This is a genomic window from Bacillus sp. FSL M8-0277 (assembly GCF_037975305.1).
GTDB lineage: Bacteria > Bacillota > Bacilli > Bacillales > Bacillaceae > Bacillus > Bacillus pumilus.
Genome location: NZ_CP150255.1, coordinates 140,494 through 156,902 on the forward strand (window position 1 = coordinate 140,494; position 16,409 = coordinate 156,902).

Consider the following 16,409-nt stretch of genomic DNA (forward strand, 5'->3'; position numbering starts at 1 on the left):
AGGGAAATTCAAAATGGCGATTAAAAAGTATAAACCAACCAGTAATGGTCGTCGTGGCATGACTACTTCAGATTTTGCTGAAATCACGACTGACAAACCAGAAAAATCGTTGCTTGCGCCGCTTCACAGAAAAGGCGGACGTAACAACCAAGGTAGAATGACTGTTCGTCATCAAGGTGGCGGTCATAAACGTCAATACCGTATCATCGACTTTAAACGTGATAAAGACGGTATACCTGGACGCGTTGCTACAATCGAGTATGATCCAAACCGTTCAGCGAACATCGCTCTTGTAAACTATGCAGATGGTGAGAAACGTTACATTCTTGCTCCGAAAGGAATCCAAGTTGGTACTGAAGTTACTTCTGGACCAGAATCTGACATCAAACCAGGTAATGCTCTTCCACTTATCAACATCCCAGTTGGTACAGTTGTGCATAACATTGAATTAAAACCAGGTAAAGGTGGACAATTAGTTCGTTCTGCTGGTACTTCTGCTCAAGTTCTTGGTAAAGAAGGTAAATACGTTCTTGTACGTTTGAACTCAGGAGAAGTTCGTATGATTCTTTCTGCTTGCCGTGCGACTATCGGTCAAGTTGGAAACGAGCAACACGAATTAATTAACATCGGTAAAGCTGGACGTTCACGCTGGAAAGGCGTACGCCCAACAGTTCGTGGTTCTGTAATGAACCCTAACGATCACCCACACGGTGGTGGTGAAGGACGTGCTCCAATCGGACGTAAATCACCAATGTCTCCATGGGGTAAACCGACTCTTGGATTCAAGACTCGTAAGAAAACCAACAAGTCTGATAAATTCATTGTACGTCGTCGTAAAAACAAGTAACGGGGTTGTCTACGGTTCATTTAGGACCGTAGTTCAATCACGAAGGGAGGTTCCACAATGGCTCGCAGCTTAAAAAAAGGACCATTTGTTGATGATCATTTGATGGCTAAAGTCGAGAAATTGAATGAAACTGACAAAAAGCAAGTCGTAAAAACTTGGTCTCGTCGTTCTACAATTTTCCCACAATTCATCGGTCACACAATCGCTGTCTATGACGGACGCAAACATGTACCTGTTTTCATTTCTGAAGATATGGTAGGTCACAAATTGGGCGAATTCGCACCAAGCCGTACTTACAAAGGTCATGCTAGTGACGATAAAAAAACAAGACGCTAATGAGAGGAGGCTTTTAAATGCAAGCTAAAGCTGTCGCAAGAACAGTCCGTATTGCTCCTCGTAAAGCACGTCTAGTAATGGACCTGATCCGAGGTAAGCAAGTAGGAGAAGCAGTTTCTATCTTAAACCTTACACCTAAGGCTGCTTCACCAATTATTGAAAAAGTATTAAAATCTGCTATCGCAAACGCTGAGCACAACTACGAGTTGGACGCTAACAGCCTAGTGATTACTCAAGCATTCGTTGACGAAGGTCCAACACTTAAGAGATTCCGTCCACGTGCTATGGGTCGTGCGAGCGCAATTAACAAACGTACTAGCCACATTACAATCGTTGTATCAGAAAAGAAGGAGGGATAATCCGTGGGTCAAAAGGTAAATCCAGTAGGTCTTCGTATTGGCGTCATTCGTGATTGGGAATCTAAATGGTTCGCAGGAAAAGATTACGCTGACTTCTTACATGAAGACTTGAAAATCCGTGAATTCATCAGCAAGCGTTTGTCTGACGCGTCTGTTTCTAAAGTAGAAATCGAACGTGCTGCAAACCGCGTAAATATCACAATCCACACGGCTAAACCAGGTATGGTAATTGGTAAAGGCGGATCTGAAGTTGAAGCACTTCGTAAAGCTCTTAACAGCCTAACTGGCAAACGTGTACACATCAACATCCTTGAAATCAAAAGAGCAGATCTTGATGCTCAGCTAGTTGCTGAAAACATCGCTCGTCAACTTGAAAATCGTATTTCATTCCGTCGTGCACAAAAACAAACAATCCAACGCACAATGCGTGCTGGAGCACAAGGAATCAAAACAATGGTTTCTGGTCGTCTTGGCGGTGCAGATATTGCTCGTTCTGAATATTACAGTGAAGGTACTGTTCCGTTGCACACACTTCGTGCTGACATCGACTATGCTACTGCTGAAGCTGACACTACTTATGGTAAGCTTGGCGTAAAAGTATGGATCTATCGTGGAGAAGTCCTTCCAACTAAGAAGAATACTGCGGAAGGAGGAAAATAATATGTTATTGCCAAAACGCGTGAAGTATCGCAGAGAACATCGTGGAAAAATGCGTGGACGTGCAAAAGGTGGTACTGAAGTACATTTCGGTGAGTACGGTATCCAAGCTCAAGAAGCTTCTTGGATCACGAACCGTCAAATCGAAGCTGCTCGTATTGCTATGACTCGTTACATGAAACGTGGCGGTAAAGTTTGGATTAAAATTTTCCCTTCTAAGCCATACACAGCTAAACCTCTAGAGGTCCGCATGGGTTCCGGTAAAGGTGCTCCAGAAGGATGGGTGGCTGTAGTAAAACCAGGCAAAGTTTTATTTGAAATTTCTGGTGTGTCTGAAGAAGTTGCTCGTGAAGCTCTTCGTCTTGCATCTCACAAATTGCCAATTAAAACGAAGTTCGTAAAACGTGAAGAAATTGGTGGTGAATCAAATGAAAGCTAATGAAATTCGTGACCTTACCACTGCTGAAATTGAACAAAAAGTAAAGTCTCTTAAAGAAGAACTTTTCAATCTTCGTTTCCAATTAGCGACTGGGCAGCTTGAAAACACTGCTCGCATTCGTGAAGTGCGTAAATCAATCGCACGCATGAAAACTGTGATTCGTCAAAGAGAAATCGCTGCTAATAAATAATAATTAGAGGGGAGGCCCCGCAAACATGAGCGAACGTAACCAACGTAAAGTGTATCAAGGTCGTGTTGTTTCTGACAAAATGGATAAAACCATCACTGTTGTAGTTGAAACATACAAAAAGCATTCACTTTATGGCAAACGTGTAAGATACTCTAAAAAGTTCAAAGCACATGATGAAAACAACCAAGCAAAAATCGGAGACATCGTAAAGGTCATGGAAACTCGTCCTTTATCTGCGACTAAACGCTTTCGTCTAGTTGAAGTTGTCGAAGAAGCCGTTATTATCTAATAAAGTTCGGATTTCTTTTTCCGAAAGGAGGTAACATTAATGATTCAACAGGAGACTCGTTTAAAAGTAGCTGACAACTCTGGCGCACGCGAAGTACTAACGATTAAAGTTCTTGGTGGCTCTGGACGTAAGACGGCTAACATCGGTGATGTCATTGTTTGTACGGTTAAACAAGCAACACCAGGAGGCGTTGTCAAAAAAGGTGAAGTTGTGAAAGCAGTTATCGTTCGTACAAAGAGCGGAGCTCGCAGAAACGATGGATCTTACATCAGCTTCGATGAAAATGCATGTGTCATTATCCGTGACGACAAGAGCCCACGTGGAACTCGTATCTTCGGACCAGTAGCACGTGAACTTCGTGAAAACAACTATATGAAAATTGTTTCTCTAGCACCAGAAGTACTTTAATGAATACAATCCGCGACTCAAGGAGGTGCGATTAAATGCATGTTAAAAAGGGCGATAAAGTAGTGGTTATCTCTGGTAAAGATAAAGGTAAACAAGGAGTCATCCTTGCTGCTTTCCCTAAGAATGACCGTGTTTTAGTAGAAGGTATTAACCTTGTGAAAAAACACTCTAAACCAACCCAAGCTAACCCTCAGGGCGGAATTTCTGAACAAGAAGCGCCGATCCACGTATCAAACGTAATGCCGCTTGATCCTAAAACGGGTGAAGTGACACGTGTTGGGTATAAAGTTGAGGACGGAAAGAAAGTCCGTGTAGCGAAAAAATCTGGGCAAGTTCTAGATAAATAGTAAATAAGGAAGGGAGGTCTTTCTCATGAACCGCCTTAAAGAAAAGTATGTAAAAGAAATTACACCTGCATTAGTTTCTAAGTTTGAATACAAATCAGTAATGCAAGTGCCAAAAATCGAAAAAATCGTGATCAACATGGGTGTTGGTGACGCCGTTCAAAACGCTAAAGCAATCGATACTGCTGTTGAAGAATTAACGTTTATCGCTGGTCAAAAACCTGTCGTTACTCGTGCGAAGAAATCTATTGCTGGATTCCGTCTACGTGAAGGAATGCCAATCGGTGCGAAAGTAACACTTCGCGGAGAGCGCATGTACGATTTCCTTGATAAACTTATTTCTGTATCTTTACCACGTGTACGTGACTTCCGCGGGATTTCTAAGAAATCTTTCGACGGTCGTGGAAACTACACGCTTGGTATTAAAGAACAGTTAATCTTCCCAGAAATTGATTACGATAAAGTAACAAAAGTCCGCGGTATGGATATCGTTATCGTTACGACTGCCAATACGGACGAAGAAGCACGTGAGTTATTAACTCAAGTAGGTATGCCGTTCCAGAAATAATCAATGAAAGGGAGGCGAAATCGTGGCTAAAAAGTCTATGATTGCGAAACAACAACGCAAACAAAAGTTTAAAGTTCAAGAGTATACGCGCTGCGAACGTTGTGGACGTCCACATTCAGTAATTCGCAAGTTTAAACTTTGCCGTATTTGTTTCCGCGAACTTGCATATAAAGGACAAATTCCTGGCGTTAAAAAAGCCAGCTGGTAATCCCCATAAATGGGAAGGAGGTTATTAAATAATGGTTATGACAGATCCGATTGCAGATTTGCTGACTCGTATTCGCAATGCGAACATGGTACGTCATGAGAAGCTAGAAGTACCGGCTTCAAAAATCAAAAGAGAAATTGCTGAAATCTTAAAGCGTGAAGGTTTTATCCGTGACGTTGAATATGTAGAAGACAGCAAACAAGGAATTATCCGTATGTTCCTTAAATATGGCCAAAACAACGAACGTGTTATCACTGGTCTTAAAAGAATCAGTAAACCTGGTTTACGTGTATATGCGAAATCAAATGAAGTACCACGTGTACTTAACGGACTTGGAATCGCAATTATTTCTACATCACAAGGTGTTTTATCGGACAAAGAAGCCCGTGCTAAACAAGCTGGTGGAGAAGTACTTGCTTACGTATGGTAAAAAAAGTTTAAGATGAATGGAGGTGCTTGGTATGTCTCGTATAGGTAAAAAACTAATCGAGATCCCTTCAGGAGTTACTGTGACAAACAACGATAACACAGTGACAGTAAAGGGACCAAAAGGTGAACTAACTCGTACATTTCACCCTGATATGGAAATTAAAATTGAGGACAGCGTCTTAACTGTAAGCCGTCCGTCTGATCATAAAGAACACCGTGCATTACATGGTACAACACGTAGCTTAATTGCAAACATGGTTGAAGGTGTATCTAAAGGTTTCGAAAGAGGTTTAGAACTTATCGGTGTCGGTTACCGTGCAGCTAAATCTGGAAACAAACTTGTTCTTAACGTTGGATACTCTCATCCAGTTGAAATCGTTCCTGAGGCTGGAGTTGAAGTCGAAGTTCCATCTCAAACGAAAGTAGTCATTAAAGGTATCGATAAAGAGCGTGTGGGAGCTCTAGCTTCTAACATCCGCGCTGTCCGTTCTCCAGAGCCTTACAAAGGTAAAGGAATTCGTTACGAAGGTGAATTCGTTCGCCGTAAAGAAGGAAAAACTGGTAAGTAAGATCGCTTAATGTGAAGAAAGGAGTGACTCGGATGATTACGAAAACTAGCAAAAACGCTACTCGTCTTAAAAGACACGCTCGTGTTCGTGCGAAACTTTCAGGTACTGCTGAAAGACCTCGCCTTAACGTTTTCCGTTCTAACAAGAACATCTACGCTCAAGTAATTGATGATGTTAACGGTGTAACACTTGTAAGTGCTTCTACTCTTGATAAAGAGTTAAAGATCGAGAATAGTTCTGACGCTGCAGCTGCTACTAAAGTTGGCGAACTTGTTGCAAAACGTGCTGTTGAAAAAGGAATCTCTAACGTGGTATTTGACCGCGGAGGATACTTATATCATGGACGTGTAAAAGCTCTAGCTGAAGCTGCTCGTGAGGCTGGACTTAAATTTTAATAAAAGAAGGAGGGACACATCCGAATGAGTCGTATTGACCAAAGCAAATTAGAGTTAGAAGAACGCTTAGTTACGGTTAACCGCGTAGCGAAAGTTGTTAAAGGTGGACGTCGTTTCCGTTTTGCAGCTTTAGTTGTTGTCGGTGACAAAAACGGTCATGTAGGTTTCGGTACTGGTAAAGCACAAGAAGTACCAGAAGCGATCCGCAAAGCTGTTGAAGATGCGAAAAAGAATTTAATTGAAGTACCAATGGTTGGAACTACAATTCCACATGAAATCATCGGTCGATTCGGTGCAGGAAACGTTCTATTGAAGCCTGCTTCAGAAGGTACAGGAGTTATCGCTGGAGGCCCAGTGCGTGCGGTTCTTGAGCTTGCTGGTCTAGCTGATATCCTTTCTAAATCTCTAGGTTCTAATACACCGATCAACATGATCCGCGCAACACTTCAGGGTTTAAGTGAACTTAAACGTGCTGAAGACGTTGCGAAGCTTCGTGGAAAATCTGTAGAAGACCTGTTAGGATAAGGAGGGAACATTAATGGCAAATAAATTAGAAATTACCCTCAAACGCAGTGTAATCGGTCGCCCAGAAGATCAGCGTGTCACTGTTCGTACTCTTGGTCTTAAGAAAACAAACCAAACAGTCGTACATGAAGACAATGCAGCGATCCGCGGCATGATTAACAAGGTGTCTCATTTAGTTTCTGTTAAAGAACAATAAAACATTTTTAATCGATAAGGAGGTGCCCAAATGAAACTTCATGAATTGAAGCCTTCAGAAGGTTCACGTAAAGTACGCAACCGTGTTGGTCGTGGTATTGGATCAGGTAACGGTAAAACTTCTGGTAAAGGTCATAAAGGTCAAAACGCTCGTTCTGGCGGCGGTGTACGCCCTGGTTTCGAAGGTGGTCAGATGCCTTTATTCCAACGTCTTCCAAAACGTGGTTTTACAAACATCAACCGTAAAGATTACGCGGTAATCAACTTAGACAGATTAAACAGTTTTGACGAAGGAACGGAAGTAACTCCTGAACTTCTTCTAGAGACTGGTGCAATAAGCAAGTTAAAAGCAGGAGTAAAAATTCTTGGCAACGGTAAATTAGAAAAAAAATTAACTGTAAAAGCCAATAAATTCTCTGCTTCTGCGAAAGAAGCTATTGAAGCTGCTGGCGGTACAGCCGAGGTGATCTAACTTGTTTAAGACAATCTCCAATTTTATGCGCGTGAAAGATATACGGAATAAGATTATATTCACTCTTTTAATGTTAATCGTCTTTCGTATAGGTGCTTTCATCCCTGTGCCTAATGTGAACGCCGAAGTTCTCCAGGCACAGGATCAAATGAGTGTTTTCGGGATCCTCAACACGTTTGGGGGCGGGGCACTTTTCCAATTCTCCATTCTTGCAATGGGGATTATGCCGTATATCACCGCTTCGATCATCATTCAGCTCTTGCAGATGGATGTTGTTCCGAAGTTCACTGAGTGGTCAAAGCAAGGAGAGGTTGGCCGCCGAAAATTAGCACAATTCACAAGGTATTTTACAATTGTTCTAGGTTTTATCCAGGCGTTAGGAATGTCATATGGATTCAACAATATGGCAGGAGGCATGCTGATTGAAAACCCAGGTGTTTCAACGTACCTCTTAATTGCGGTCGTACTCACTGCGGGAACAGCATTTTTAATGTGGCTGGGAGAGCAGATTACTGCTCACGGTGTTGGTAACGGTATTTCGATTATTATCTTTGCCGGGATCATCGCAGGTATCCCTCAAACATTAAAACAAGTGTACGCTCAGCAGTTTGTAGGTGGAGATGGACAGTTGTTCATGCAAATCCTGAAAATTGCCCTTATTGTCATTGCTATTCTTGTCATTGTTATTGGTGTTATTTACATTCAAATGGCAGTGAGAAAGATTGCGATTCAATATTCAAAAGGAACTGGCCGTGCACAAATGTCTGCTAGTCAAGCAACGCATCTTCCATTGAAAGTGAATCCAGCAGGGGTGATTCCAGTCATCTTTGCCGTTTCTTTCATTATTACTCCGCAGACGGTCGCATCGTTCTTCGGAACCAATAATGTGACAACTTGGATAACCAACAACTTTGACTATACTAAGCCAATCGGTATGACGATTTATGTAGCACTGATTGTTGCTTTCACATATTTTTATGCCTTTGTCCAAGTGAATCCTGAACAAATGGCTGAAAATCTGCAAAAGCAGGGTGGCTATATCCCGGGAGTTCGTCCAGGGAAAATGACTCAAGATAGAATTACGAGCATTTTGTACCGACTCACGTTTGTGGGCGCCATTTTCTTAGCCGTGATTTCAATACTTCCTATCTTTTTCATTCAATTCGCTGGATTACCTTCCGCTGCACAAATTGGCGGCACAAGTCTTCTCATTGTTGTAGGTGTTGCACTTGAAACAATGAAACAGCTTGAAAGCCAATTAGTGAAACGAAACTACCGTGGATTTATGAAATAAAACAGAGGGCTGGGCTCCTGCCCAACCTCTCTAAGTAAGGAAGGGGAAATCCGAAATGAACTTAGTCTTAATGGGGCTTCCGGGTGCTGGTAAAGGCACTCAGGCAGAACGAATTGTTGATGATTATGGGATCCCTCATATCTCAACAGGAGATATGTTCCGCGCTGCTATGAAAGAGGAGACACAACTTGGGCTCGAAGCAAAATCCTTTATCGATAAAGGAGAGCTTGTTCCTGATGAGGTCACAATCGGTATTGTTAGAGAAAGACTTGGCAAAAATGATTGTGAACAAGGTTTTCTTCTGGACGGATTTCCGCGAACAGTCGCTCAGGCTGAAGCTTTAGAAGACATTCTAAAGGACCTTGGCAGAACGATTGATTATGTCATTAATATTAAAGTCGATAAAGATGCATTGATGGAGCGTCTGACTGGCCGAAGAATTTGCAAAAATTGCGGAGCAACCTATCATTTAGTATTCAATCCACCTGCGAAAGAAAATGTTTGCGATAAGTGTGGAGGCGAGCTTTATCAACGTGCAGATGATAATGCAGAAACCGTTTCGACTAGACTTGAAGTAAACTTAAAGCAGACTGAACCTTTACTGAACTTCTATTCAGAAAAAGGATATCTTGCAAACATTGATGGTGCAAAACACATTAATGATGTATATGCAGATATCAAGGGCCTGCTTGGGGGATTAAATAAATGATTATCTGTAAAACTCCTCGCGAGCTTGAGATTATGAGAGAAGCTGGACGCATTGTCGCACTGACTCATGAAGAGCTGAAGAAACACATAAAACCAGGTATTTCGACAAAAGAATTGGATCAAATTGCCGAACGTTTTATTACAAAGCAGGGTGCAATCCCATCTTTTAAAGGGTATAATGGTTTTCGCGGGAGCATTTGCGTTTCGGTGAATGAAGAACTCGTTCACGGTATTCCTGGTAAACGGGTTTTACGTGATGGTGACATCATTAGTATCGATATTGGCGCAAAGTTAAATGGCTATCATGGTGACTCTGCTTGGACTTATCCAGTTGGGGTAATCAGTGATGAAGACCGCAAATTACTGGAAGTCACAGAGGAATCTCTATATAAAGGCTTACAGGAAGCAAAGCCAGGCGAACGTCTGTCGAACATTTCCCATGCCATACAAACGTATGTAGAAAACGAGAATTTCTCAGTTGTTAGAGAATATGTTGGACATGGGGTCGGACAGGATCTTCATGAGGACCCTCAAATTCCTCATTATGGTCCGCCCAACAAAGGCCCGCGGCTAAAACCTGGAATGGTGTTGGCCATCGAACCGATGGTGAACGCAGGCAGCCGATATGTGAAAACATTGGCTGATAACTGGACGGTTGTAACGGTTGATGGGAAAAAGTGTGCTCACTTTGAGCATACGATTGCGATTACAGATACAGGTTTTGATATACTGACTAAGATTTAGGTCTTCACTGAAGCCTTTCAGGCCCAAATCGGGCAGGTTGTCTGTATAGTCCAAAGGAAAGAACAAGATCAGTATACAGGTGTCATCGGCATGTTCGGTGGCTGCCATGTACTAATCGCAGACGGAGAAAAGCGTAAATTTCATTCTCCTAAGAAAAAATATCAATCATATAACCTTTTATGGTTGCGTATCTCCGGAAGTTCAGAACAGTATATTCAAAACAGGTCGGGTGATAGATGGACAATTGAGATAAACTCATTTGGACATTTGTCAGAGAGCAAGTTACTGATTTGAAGAAGGGAGAACACTTGAATGGCGAAAGACGATGTAATTGAAGTGGAAGGTACTGTAGCAGAAACTTTGCCAAATGCAATGTTCAAAGTTGAACTAGAGAATGGTCATACAGTTTTGGCTCATGTATCAGGAAAAATCCGTATGCACTTCATTCGCATTTTACCTGGAGACAAAGTTACGGTAGAATTATCTCCATATGACTTAACTCGTGGTAGAATTACGTACCGTTACAAATAAAGCAACTCCGGAAGAAGGAGGTTGGAAACACATGAAAGTGAGACCATCTGTTAAACCTATCTGTGAAAAATGTAAAGTTATTCGCAGAAAAGGAAAAGTAATGGTGATCTGTGAAAACCCAAAACATAAACAAAAACAAGGCTAATAACAAGGAGGTGCCCAAATCATGGCTCGTATTGCTGGTGTAGATATTCCACGTGATAAACGTGTTGTCATTTCTTTAACATATGTTTTTGGAATTGGTCGTACGACTGCGCAACAAGTCCTTAAAGAAGCAGGTGTTTCTGAAGACACTCGCGTTCGCGATCTAACTGAAGACGAACTTGGTAAAATCCGTGATATCATTGACAAACTTAAAGTAGAAGGTGACCTTCGTCGTGAAGTTTCACTTAACATTAAGCGTCTAATTGAAATCGGAAGCTACCGCGGAATCCGTCATCGTAGAGGACTTCCTGTTCGTGGACAAAACACAAAAAACAACGCGCGTACTCGTAAAGGTCCGCGTCGTACTGTAGCTAACAAGAAAAAATAAGTAAAGGAGGTAGTTAAAGAATGGCTGCTGCTCGTAAACAAAATACGCGTAAACGTCGCGTGAAAAAGAATATTGAAGCTGGAATCGCTCATATTCGTTCCACTTTCAACAACACGATTGTAACGATTACTGATGTTCATGGAAACGCAATTTCTTGGTCAAGTGCTGGTGCATTAGGATTCAGAGGTTCTCGTAAATCTACTCCTTTCGCTGCACAAATGGCTGCTGAAACTGCTGCTAAAGGTTCTATCGAACATGGTCTTAAAACACTTGAAGTAACTGTTAAAGGTCCTGGTTCTGGTCGTGAAGCTGCAATTCGTGCACTTCAAGCTGCAGGTCTTGAAGTTACTGCAATCAGAGACGTAACTCCAGTTCCTCATAACGGATGCCGTCCACCAAAACGTCGCCGCGTGTAATTTGTTTGTATAGATTTTGTGTCCCTGTCAATAATGGGTTATGATACAGTTATTTATGAGACGAATACACGACTCGTTGCCTGAGCACATACGGGACTAAACAATGAGGAATTTCGGATGGAATCTCATATGATTCTATTCGAGGTTTCGACGTTTTGAAGGAGGGTTTTATTAGATGATCGAAATTGAAAAACCAAAAATCGAAACGGTTGAAATCAGCGACGATGCCAAGTATGGCAAGTTTGTCGTAGAGCCACTTGAGCGTGGATATGGTACCACTTTAGGGAACTCCCTTCGTCGTATCCTTTTATCCTCACTTCCTGGTGCAGCTGTAACATCGATCCAGATAGATGGTGTCTTACACGAATTCTCAACGATCGAAGGCGTGGTTGAAGATGTTACAACGATTATCTTAAACATTAAAAAGCTTGCACTCAAAATCTACTCTGAAGAAGAGAAGACGCTTGAAATTGATGTACAAGATGAAGGTACTGTAACAGCTGCTGATATTACACACGACAGCGATATTGAAATCTTAAATCCAGATCTCCACATCGCAACTCTTGGCAAGAATGCGAGCTTCCGTGTTCGCTTAACTGCACAAAGAGGTCGCGGGTATAATCCTGCTGATGCAAACAAAAGAGACGATCAGCCAATCGGTGTGATTCCGATCGACTCAATCTATACACCTGTCTCTCGTGTGACTTATCAAGTGGAGAACACCCGTGTTGGGCAAATCACAAACTATGATAAATTAACACTAGATGTATGGACTGATGGGAGCACAGGACCGAAAGAAGCGATCGCTCTAGGTTCTAAGATTTTAACTGAACACCTGAATATTTTCGTTGGGTTAACTGACGAAGCTCAGCATGCTGAGATTATGGTTGAGAAAGAAGAAGACCAAAAAGAAAAAGTGCTTGAAATGACAATTGAAGAGCTTGATCTTTCTGTTCGTTCTTACAACTGTTTGAAGCGTGCGGGTATTAATACTGTTCAAGAGCTTGCTAACAAGACAGAAGAGGATATGATGAAAGTTCGTAACCTTGGACGTAAATCTCTTGAAGAAGTGAAAGCGAAACTAGAAGAACTTGGACTGGGTCTTCGTAAAGACGATTGACTAGTTTCATTGTGAACTAGGATTTTCGTGTGTTTTTTATTCATACAGCATTCTCTAACTAAGGAGGGGACATCACATGGCATACAGAAAGCTAGGACGCACTAGTGCACAACGTAAAGCAATGCTTCGTGACCTAACGACTGATTTGATCATCAACGAACGCATCGAAACAACTGAAACACGTGCGAAAGAACTTCGCTCTGTAGTTGAAAAAATGATCACTCTTGGCAAACGCGGAGATCTTCATGCTCGCCGTCAAGCTGCAGCTTACATTCGTAATGAAGTAGCTAACGCTGAAACAAACCAAGATGCACTTCAAAAATTATTCGCTGACGTTGCAACTCGCTACGAAGATCGCCAAGGTGGATACACTCGTATCATGAAGCTTGGACCTCGTCGCGGCGATGGCGCACCAATGGCTGTCATTGAATTAGTTTAATCACATAGCGTGTATCTAAGAAAGGGCGGGACAGTTCATAACTGGATCTATGCCCTTTTTTAGATACTACGGCTTTTTAGCAAGAAGCAAAGAAGAGGTTGAGCTGAGAGGAGGTCCGGTAGAGATGGGGAAGACATTAATTGACGTAAAGGACATTGTATTTCGTTATCACAAGGATGCGGACAAGCCCGCTTTAGATCAAGTGTCATTGCATGTGAATCAAAATGAATGGCTCGCCATTGTTGGTCATAACGGTTCAGGTAAATCCACTCTTGCCCGTGTACTGAATGGGCTCATTTTACCGGATGCTGGAACGGTCAAGGTTGGAGAGATTGAGCTGAAAGAAGAGAGTGTCTGGGATATTCGCAAAAAGGTCGGAATGGTCTTTCAAAACCCAGATAACCAATTCGTTGGCTCAACGGTTCGTGATGATGTGGCTTTTGGTTTAGAAAATAACGGGGTTGAGCGGGAATTGATGATAGAACGTGTAGATTGGGCTGTCAAACAGGTCAATATGCAGGAGTTTCTTGATCAAGAGCCGCACCATCTATCAGGCGGGCAAAAGCAGAGAGTCGCCATTGCAGGTGTACTTGCCGCAAGCCCTGACATCATGATCTTGGATGAAGCAACATCAATGCTTGATCCGATTGGCCGTGAAGAAGTGTTAGAGACTGTTAGACTATTGAAGGAACAAGGGACGGTCACAGTCATTTCCATTACACATGATTTAGACGAGGCCGCCAAGGCAGACCGGGTCATTGTCATGAATGGCGGGAAAAAATTTGCCGAGGGAACACCAGAGGAAGTATTTGAACTAGACGAACAGCTAGTTCAAATTGGACTTGATCTGCCATTCTCCTATCGGTTGAGCAAACAATTGAAGCAGCAAGGTGTACCGCTTGCAAATGCCCATTTGACACAAGAAGGATTGGTGAAAGAGCTATGGACATTACGATCAAAGAATTAGAGCATCGTTATCAAATGAAAACGCCGTTTGAGCGTCTCGCTTTGTATGATGTCAATGCTTCCATCCAAGAGGGCAGCTATGTCGCTGTCATTGGTCATACGGGCTCTGGCAAGTCCACGTTGCTGCAGCATTTAAATGGCTTGCTCAAACCAACGAAGGGGAGCATTGCGCTTGGGGATACCATCTTACAAGCCAATAAAAAGCAGAAGGATTTAAAGTCACTTCGGAAAAAAGTAGGCATCGTGTTTCAGTTTCCTGAGCATCAGCTCTTTGAAGAAACGATCCTTAAGGATATCTGCTTTGGTCCGATGAATTTCGGTGTTCCTCAGGAGAAGGCAGAAGCAAAGGCGAAGGAAATGCTGAAGCTAGTTGGTCTTCCTGAATCCTTATTATCTCGATCTCCCTTTGAACTAAGCGGCGGTCAAATGAGACGTGTGGCGATTGCAGGTGTTCTAGCGATGGAGCCAGAAGTGCTTGTGCTGGATGAGCCGACTGCAGGATTAGATCCACGCGGACGTAAGGAAATCATGGACATGTTCTATGAGCTTCATCAAAAGGCAAACCTCACCACGATTCTGGTTACACACAGTATGGAGGACGCCGCTCATTATGCGGATCAAATGATTGTGATGCATAAAGGAACTGTGAAGGCGACAGGTACGCCGAGAGAATTGTTTGCCAATCGTACAGACATGTCTTCGTTTGGTCTCGACCTCCCAGAAACGATTAAATTCCAGCAGACTGTAGAAGAAAAGCTGGGCATTACGTTTCCAAGGCCGCTTCTGACCATGGATGAAATGGCAGAAGCCTTAACAGCTCTTTATCAGGAGGACACGACATCATGATGGATAGTATGATTATCGGCAAATATGTGCCAGGTTCATCCTTTGTCCATCGTCTTGATCCAAGGACAAAGCTGTTATCAATTTTCTTTTTTGTCTTTATTGTCTTTTTTGCTAATAATTACATCACTTACGGGCTTTTAGGTGTCTTTACCCTCCTTGTGGTGATGGTTTCTCAGGTGCCGCTATACTTTATTCTCAAAGGAATGAAGCCGATCCTATGGATTGTCCTGTTTACCTTCATACTGCATATCTTCATGACAAAGGATGGCGCCTTGCTATTTCACTTTGGTTTTTTAAATATTTATGAAGAAGGTCTAAAGCAGGGGATTTTCATTTCTCTCCGTTTTGTCTATCTCATCATGATGACGACACTTCTGACGTTAACCACAACGCCTATAGAAGTGACAGACGGTATGGAAAAGCTGCTTCACCCATTCCGTAAAATCAAACTGCCCGTTCATGAGCTTGCTCTCATGATGTCCATCTCTCTTCGGTTCATTCCAACTTTACTAGAAGAGACAGACAAAATCATGAAGGCACAAATGGCAAGAGGTGTTGATTTTACAAGCGGACCTCTTAAAGATCGCATGAAAGCCATCGTTCCTTTACTTGTCCCGCTTTTCGTCAGTGCGTTTAAGCGTGCAGAGGAACTGGCGACCGCTATGGAAGCGAGAGGCTACCGCGGAGGAGAAGGGCGGACGAAATACCGTCAGCTTGTCTGGGGCATGAAAGACACGTTCACACTGCTCCTATTCATCCTGTTAACAGCACTCCTTGTGCTTCTGAGAAATTAGGTGATTCCTAGATGAAGGTCAAATGTACCGTATCCTACGATGGAACACATTTTAAAGGCTATCAGGTGCAGCCTGGGCAGCGAACTGTTCAGACGGAGATCGAGTCGGCTCTTGCAAGAATGCATAAACAGGATGAACTGATTCCGATTGTGGCTTCTGGCCGGACGGACAGTGGCGTCCATGCGAAGGGGCAGGTCATCCATTTCGACACGCCGCTCTCGATTCCGATGGAAAGATGGCCTTTTGCCCTCAACAGTCTCTTGCCGGATGACATCCGGGTTCTAAAGGCTGAGGAAGTGGATGAGTCGTTTCATGCACGTTTTAGTGTCGTTTCGAAGGAGTACCGTTATAAGGTCTCAACGGAAACGCACCAAAATGTGTTCACGAGACAGTATGCCTGCCACTTTCCTTACCGGCTGGATGCAGACAAAATGAGAGAAGCCGCTGGGCACCTCATTGGCACACACGATTTCACAAGCTTTTGTGCGGCCAATACAGAGGTTCAGGACAAGGTGAGGGAGATTTACACCCTTGAGTGGAAAAACGTCTCAGACGGGCTTGAAATGCGTGTGAGAGGAAATGGCTTTTTATACAACATGGTGCGAATTATCGCTGGAACGTTACTTGAAATCGGATCTGGTAAATTCCACCCTGATGAGATAAAAGCCATGCTTGCCGCCCGAAATCGCGAAGCGGCAGGCAAGACTGCGCCTAGTCACGGACTGTATTTATGGGAAGTTTTCTATGACAACTAAACCAGGTGTAACATGTTCTTGACACAGGAAGCAG

General features: G+C 42.9%; 30 protein-coding genes and 1 pseudogene. All 31 read left to right on the top strand.

Features of this window, described 5'->3' with window-relative positions:
* Window positions 1–13 precede the first annotated feature (13 nt).
* The 31 genes and pseudogenes from rplB to truA all read left to right on the top strand — a co-directional run bounded on the left by rplB (window position 14) and on the right by truA (window position 16,375).
* On the top strand, window positions 14–847 hold the full coding sequence (gene rplB / locus MKZ05_RS00750) for a 50S ribosomal protein L2 (protein ID WP_003217065.1): 834 nt from the start codon (window positions 14–16) through the stop codon (window positions 845–847).
* A 57-nt stretch (window positions 848–904) separates the two neighbouring features.
* Window positions 905–1,183, top strand: coding sequence for a 30S ribosomal protein S19 (gene rpsS / locus MKZ05_RS00755; protein ID WP_003216920.1), 279 nt, complete (start codon window positions 905–907; stop codon window positions 1,181–1,183).
* A 17-nt stretch (window positions 1,184–1,200) separates the two neighbouring features.
* Complete coding sequence (rplV, locus tag MKZ05_RS00760) at window positions 1,201–1,542, top strand: 50S ribosomal protein L22 (RefSeq protein WP_007496316.1); 342 nt, start codon at window positions 1,201–1,203, stop codon at window positions 1,540–1,542.
* A 3-nt stretch (window positions 1,543–1,545) separates the two neighbouring features.
* The gene (gene rpsC, locus MKZ05_RS00765; RefSeq protein WP_003217241.1) at window positions 1,546–2,202 is read left to right on the top strand and encodes a 30S ribosomal protein S3; all 657 of its coding nucleotides are present in this window, start codon (window positions 1,546–1,548) and stop codon (window positions 2,200–2,202) included.
* Between the two features lies 1 nt (window position 2,203).
* Window positions 2,204–2,638: a 50S ribosomal protein L16 gene (gene rplP / locus MKZ05_RS00770; RefSeq protein ID WP_003217039.1), complete on the top strand. Its 435-nt coding sequence runs from the start codon at window positions 2,204–2,206 to the stop codon at window positions 2,636–2,638.
* Window positions 2,628–2,828, top strand: coding sequence for a 50S ribosomal protein L29 (gene rpmC / locus MKZ05_RS00775; protein ID WP_003217155.1), 201 nt, complete (start codon window positions 2,628–2,630; stop codon window positions 2,826–2,828). Before rplP ends, rpmC begins: the two co-directional genes overlap by 11 nt.
* A 25-nt stretch (window positions 2,829–2,853) precedes the next feature.
* A complete protein-coding gene (gene rpsQ, locus MKZ05_RS00780) occupies window positions 2,854–3,117 on the top strand; it encodes a 30S ribosomal protein S17 (protein ID WP_003216906.1) in 264 nt (87 codons plus the stop codon).
* Between the two features lie 39 nt (window positions 3,118–3,156).
* Entirely contained in the window at window positions 3,157–3,525 is a 369-nt protein-coding gene (rplN, locus tag MKZ05_RS00785) for a 50S ribosomal protein L14 (RefSeq protein WP_003216882.1), read from the top strand.
* 35 nt (window positions 3,526–3,560) lie between these two features.
* The gene (rplX, locus tag MKZ05_RS00790; protein ID WP_003217151.1) at window positions 3,561–3,872 is read left to right on the top strand and encodes a 50S ribosomal protein L24; all 312 of its coding nucleotides are present in this window, start codon (window positions 3,561–3,563) and stop codon (window positions 3,870–3,872) included.
* A 25-nt stretch (window positions 3,873–3,897) separates the two neighbouring features.
* A complete protein-coding gene (rplE, locus tag MKZ05_RS00795; RefSeq protein WP_003217159.1) occupies window positions 3,898–4,437 on the top strand; it encodes a 50S ribosomal protein L5 in 540 nt (179 codons plus the stop codon).
* A 22-nt stretch (window positions 4,438–4,459) separates the two neighbouring features.
* Complete coding sequence (rpsN, locus tag MKZ05_RS00800; RefSeq protein ID WP_008356542.1) at window positions 4,460–4,645, top strand: 30S ribosomal protein S14; 186 nt, start codon at window positions 4,460–4,462, stop codon at window positions 4,643–4,645.
* A gap of 31 nt (window positions 4,646–4,676) precedes the next feature.
* On the top strand, window positions 4,677–5,075 hold the full coding sequence (gene rpsH / locus MKZ05_RS00805; RefSeq protein WP_003217040.1) for a 30S ribosomal protein S8: 399 nt from the start codon (window positions 4,677–4,679) through the stop codon (window positions 5,073–5,075).
* A 31-nt stretch (window positions 5,076–5,106) separates the two neighbouring features.
* Window positions 5,107–5,643, top strand: a complete 537-nt coding sequence (rplF, locus tag MKZ05_RS00810; protein ID WP_003217186.1) for a 50S ribosomal protein L6 — start codon at window positions 5,107–5,109, stop codon at window positions 5,641–5,643.
* Between the two features lie 32 nt (window positions 5,644–5,675).
* Window positions 5,676–6,038, top strand: a complete 363-nt coding sequence (rplR, locus tag MKZ05_RS00815) for a 50S ribosomal protein L18 (protein ID WP_003216951.1) — start codon at window positions 5,676–5,678, stop codon at window positions 6,036–6,038.
* Window positions 6,039–6,062: 24 nt separating this feature from the next.
* Window positions 6,063–6,563 carry a 30S ribosomal protein S5 gene (gene rpsE, locus MKZ05_RS00820; RefSeq protein WP_003217179.1) on the top strand — a complete coding sequence of 167 codons (501 nt, stop codon included), beginning with the start codon at window positions 6,063–6,065 and terminating at the stop codon, window positions 6,561–6,563.
* Window positions 6,564–6,576: 13 nt separating this feature from the next.
* Window positions 6,577–6,759: a 50S ribosomal protein L30 gene (rpmD, locus tag MKZ05_RS00825; RefSeq protein ID WP_003217067.1), complete on the top strand. Its 183-nt coding sequence runs from the start codon at window positions 6,577–6,579 to the stop codon at window positions 6,757–6,759.
* A 30-nt stretch (window positions 6,760–6,789) separates the two neighbouring features.
* Window positions 6,790–7,230 carry a 50S ribosomal protein L15 gene (gene rplO, locus MKZ05_RS00830; protein ID WP_003216888.1) on the top strand — a complete coding sequence of 147 codons (441 nt, stop codon included), beginning with the start codon at window positions 6,790–6,792 and terminating at the stop codon, window positions 7,228–7,230.
* A 1-nt stretch (window position 7,231) separates the two neighbouring features.
* Entirely contained in the window at window positions 7,232–8,524 is a 1,293-nt protein-coding gene (gene secY, locus MKZ05_RS00835) for a preprotein translocase subunit SecY (protein WP_012008710.1), read from the top strand.
* A gap of 55 nt (window positions 8,525–8,579) precedes the next feature.
* Window positions 8,580–9,233 carry an adenylate kinase gene (locus tag MKZ05_RS00840; protein ID WP_253621931.1) on the top strand — a complete coding sequence of 218 codons (654 nt, stop codon included), beginning with the start codon at window positions 8,580–8,582 and terminating at the stop codon, window positions 9,231–9,233.
* A complete protein-coding gene (gene map / locus MKZ05_RS00845; protein WP_003217210.1) occupies window positions 9,230–9,976 on the top strand; it encodes a type I methionyl aminopeptidase in 747 nt (248 codons plus the stop codon). The genes MKZ05_RS00840 and map overlap by 4 nt, the downstream gene beginning before the upstream one ends.
* Before the next feature lie 27 nt (window positions 9,977–10,003).
* Window positions 10,004–10,311 (top strand): annotated as a pseudogene (locus tag MKZ05_RS00850) (RNA-binding protein).
* Entirely contained in the window at window positions 10,289–10,507 is a 219-nt protein-coding gene (gene infA / locus MKZ05_RS00855; protein WP_003217190.1) for a translation initiation factor IF-1, read from the top strand. The pseudogene MKZ05_RS00850 and the gene infA overlap by 23 nt, the downstream one beginning before the upstream one ends.
* Before the next feature lie 31 nt (window positions 10,508–10,538).
* Window positions 10,539–10,652, top strand: coding sequence for a 50S ribosomal protein L36 (rpmJ, locus tag MKZ05_RS00860; protein WP_003156543.1), 114 nt, complete (start codon window positions 10,539–10,541; stop codon window positions 10,650–10,652).
* Between the two features lie 21 nt (window positions 10,653–10,673).
* Window positions 10,674–11,039: a 30S ribosomal protein S13 gene (rpsM, locus tag MKZ05_RS00865; protein ID WP_003217023.1), complete on the top strand. Its 366-nt coding sequence runs from the start codon at window positions 10,674–10,676 to the stop codon at window positions 11,037–11,039.
* A gap of 20 nt (window positions 11,040–11,059) precedes the next feature.
* A complete protein-coding gene (gene rpsK, locus MKZ05_RS00870) occupies window positions 11,060–11,455 on the top strand; it encodes a 30S ribosomal protein S11 (RefSeq protein WP_003217231.1) in 396 nt (131 codons plus the stop codon).
* Between the two features lie 175 nt (window positions 11,456–11,630).
* Window positions 11,631–12,575 carry a DNA-directed RNA polymerase subunit alpha gene (locus MKZ05_RS00875; protein WP_003217009.1) on the top strand — a complete coding sequence of 315 codons (945 nt, stop codon included), beginning with the start codon at window positions 11,631–11,633 and terminating at the stop codon, window positions 12,573–12,575.
* Between the two features lie 76 nt (window positions 12,576–12,651).
* Entirely contained in the window at window positions 12,652–13,014 is a 363-nt protein-coding gene (rplQ, locus tag MKZ05_RS00880; RefSeq protein ID WP_003216944.1) for a 50S ribosomal protein L17, read from the top strand.
* Window positions 13,015–13,138: 124 nt separating this feature from the next.
* Window positions 13,139–13,981: an energy-coupling factor ABC transporter ATP-binding protein gene (locus MKZ05_RS00885; RefSeq protein ID WP_008356549.1), complete on the top strand. Its 843-nt coding sequence runs from the start codon at window positions 13,139–13,141 to the stop codon at window positions 13,979–13,981.
* A complete protein-coding gene (locus MKZ05_RS00890; RefSeq protein ID WP_050945817.1) occupies window positions 13,957–14,826 on the top strand; it encodes an energy-coupling factor ABC transporter ATP-binding protein in 870 nt (289 codons plus the stop codon). The genes MKZ05_RS00885 and MKZ05_RS00890 overlap by 25 nt, the downstream gene beginning before the upstream one ends.
* Window positions 14,823–15,620, top strand: a complete 798-nt coding sequence (locus tag MKZ05_RS00895) for an energy-coupling factor transporter transmembrane protein EcfT (RefSeq protein ID WP_044139647.1) — start codon at window positions 14,823–14,825, stop codon at window positions 15,618–15,620. The genes MKZ05_RS00890 and MKZ05_RS00895 overlap by 4 nt, the downstream gene beginning before the upstream one ends.
* A gap of 11 nt (window positions 15,621–15,631) precedes the next feature.
* Entirely contained in the window at window positions 15,632–16,375 is a 744-nt protein-coding gene (gene truA, locus MKZ05_RS00900) for a tRNA pseudouridine(38-40) synthase TruA (protein WP_050945816.1), read from the top strand.
* The last annotated feature ends 34 nt before the right edge of the window (window positions 16,376–16,409 follow it).

What these genes read in the sequence shown, in the direction of transcription:
- rplF (WP_003217186.1), top strand. Translation starts at nt 5,107, where the DNA reads ATGTCTCGTATAGGTAAAAAACTAATCGAGATCCCTTCAGGAGTTACT.
- rpmC (WP_003217155.1), top strand. Translation starts at nt 2,628, where the DNA reads ATGAAAGCTAATGAAATTCGTGACCTTACCACTGCTGAAATTGAACAA.
- rpsE (WP_003217179.1), top strand. Translation starts at nt 6,063, where the DNA reads ATGAGTCGTATTGACCAAAGCAAATTAGAGTTAGAAGAACGCTTAGTT.
- rplQ (WP_003216944.1), top strand. Translation starts at nt 12,652, where the DNA reads ATGGCATACAGAAAGCTAGGACGCACTAGTGCACAACGTAAAGCAATG.
- rplV (WP_007496316.1), top strand. Translation starts at nt 1,201, where the DNA reads ATGCAAGCTAAAGCTGTCGCAAGAACAGTCCGTATTGCTCCTCGTAAA.
- MKZ05_RS00890 (WP_050945817.1), top strand. Translation starts at nt 13,957, where the DNA reads ATGGACATTACGATCAAAGAATTAGAGCATCGTTATCAAATGAAAACG.
- map (WP_003217210.1), top strand. Translation starts at nt 9,230, where the DNA reads ATGATTATCTGTAAAACTCCTCGCGAGCTTGAGATTATGAGAGAAGCT.
- MKZ05_RS00875 (WP_003217009.1), top strand. Translation starts at nt 11,631, where the DNA reads ATGATCGAAATTGAAAAACCAAAAATCGAAACGGTTGAAATCAGCGAC.
- infA (WP_003217190.1), top strand. Translation starts at nt 10,289, where the DNA reads ATGGCGAAAGACGATGTAATTGAAGTGGAAGGTACTGTAGCAGAAACT.
- rplB (WP_003217065.1), top strand. Translation starts at nt 14, where the DNA reads ATGGCGATTAAAAAGTATAAACCAACCAGTAATGGTCGTCGTGGCATG.
- rplN (WP_003216882.1), top strand. Translation starts at nt 3,157, where the DNA reads ATGATTCAACAGGAGACTCGTTTAAAAGTAGCTGACAACTCTGGCGCA.
- MKZ05_RS00895 (WP_044139647.1), top strand. Translation starts at nt 14,823, where the DNA reads ATGATGGATAGTATGATTATCGGCAAATATGTGCCAGGTTCATCCTTT.
- rplE (WP_003217159.1), top strand. Translation starts at nt 3,898, where the DNA reads ATGAACCGCCTTAAAGAAAAGTATGTAAAAGAAATTACACCTGCATTA.
- truA (WP_050945816.1), top strand. Translation starts at nt 15,632, where the DNA reads ATGAAGGTCAAATGTACCGTATCCTACGATGGAACACATTTTAAAGGC.
- MKZ05_RS00840 (WP_253621931.1), top strand. Translation starts at nt 8,580, where the DNA reads ATGAACTTAGTCTTAATGGGGCTTCCGGGTGCTGGTAAAGGCACTCAG.
- rpsK (WP_003217231.1), top strand. Translation starts at nt 11,060, where the DNA reads ATGGCTGCTGCTCGTAAACAAAATACGCGTAAACGTCGCGTGAAAAAG.
- rpmJ (WP_003156543.1), top strand. Translation starts at nt 10,539, where the DNA reads ATGAAAGTGAGACCATCTGTTAAACCTATCTGTGAAAAATGTAAAGTT.
- rplP (WP_003217039.1), top strand. Translation starts at nt 2,204, where the DNA reads ATGTTATTGCCAAAACGCGTGAAGTATCGCAGAGAACATCGTGGAAAA.
- rplR (WP_003216951.1), top strand. Translation starts at nt 5,676, where the DNA reads ATGATTACGAAAACTAGCAAAAACGCTACTCGTCTTAAAAGACACGCT.
- rplO (WP_003216888.1), top strand. Translation starts at nt 6,790, where the DNA reads ATGAAACTTCATGAATTGAAGCCTTCAGAAGGTTCACGTAAAGTACGC.
- rplX (WP_003217151.1), top strand. Translation starts at nt 3,561, where the DNA reads ATGCATGTTAAAAAGGGCGATAAAGTAGTGGTTATCTCTGGTAAAGAT.
- rpmD (WP_003217067.1), top strand. Translation starts at nt 6,577, where the DNA reads ATGGCAAATAAATTAGAAATTACCCTCAAACGCAGTGTAATCGGTCGC.
- rpsQ (WP_003216906.1), top strand. Translation starts at nt 2,854, where the DNA reads ATGAGCGAACGTAACCAACGTAAAGTGTATCAAGGTCGTGTTGTTTCT.
- MKZ05_RS00885 (WP_008356549.1), top strand. Translation starts at nt 13,139, where the DNA reads ATGGGGAAGACATTAATTGACGTAAAGGACATTGTATTTCGTTATCAC.
- rpsH (WP_003217040.1), top strand. Translation starts at nt 4,677, where the DNA reads ATGGTTATGACAGATCCGATTGCAGATTTGCTGACTCGTATTCGCAAT.
- rpsM (WP_003217023.1), top strand. Translation starts at nt 10,674, where the DNA reads ATGGCTCGTATTGCTGGTGTAGATATTCCACGTGATAAACGTGTTGTC.
- rpsS (WP_003216920.1), top strand. Translation starts at nt 905, where the DNA reads ATGGCTCGCAGCTTAAAAAAAGGACCATTTGTTGATGATCATTTGATG.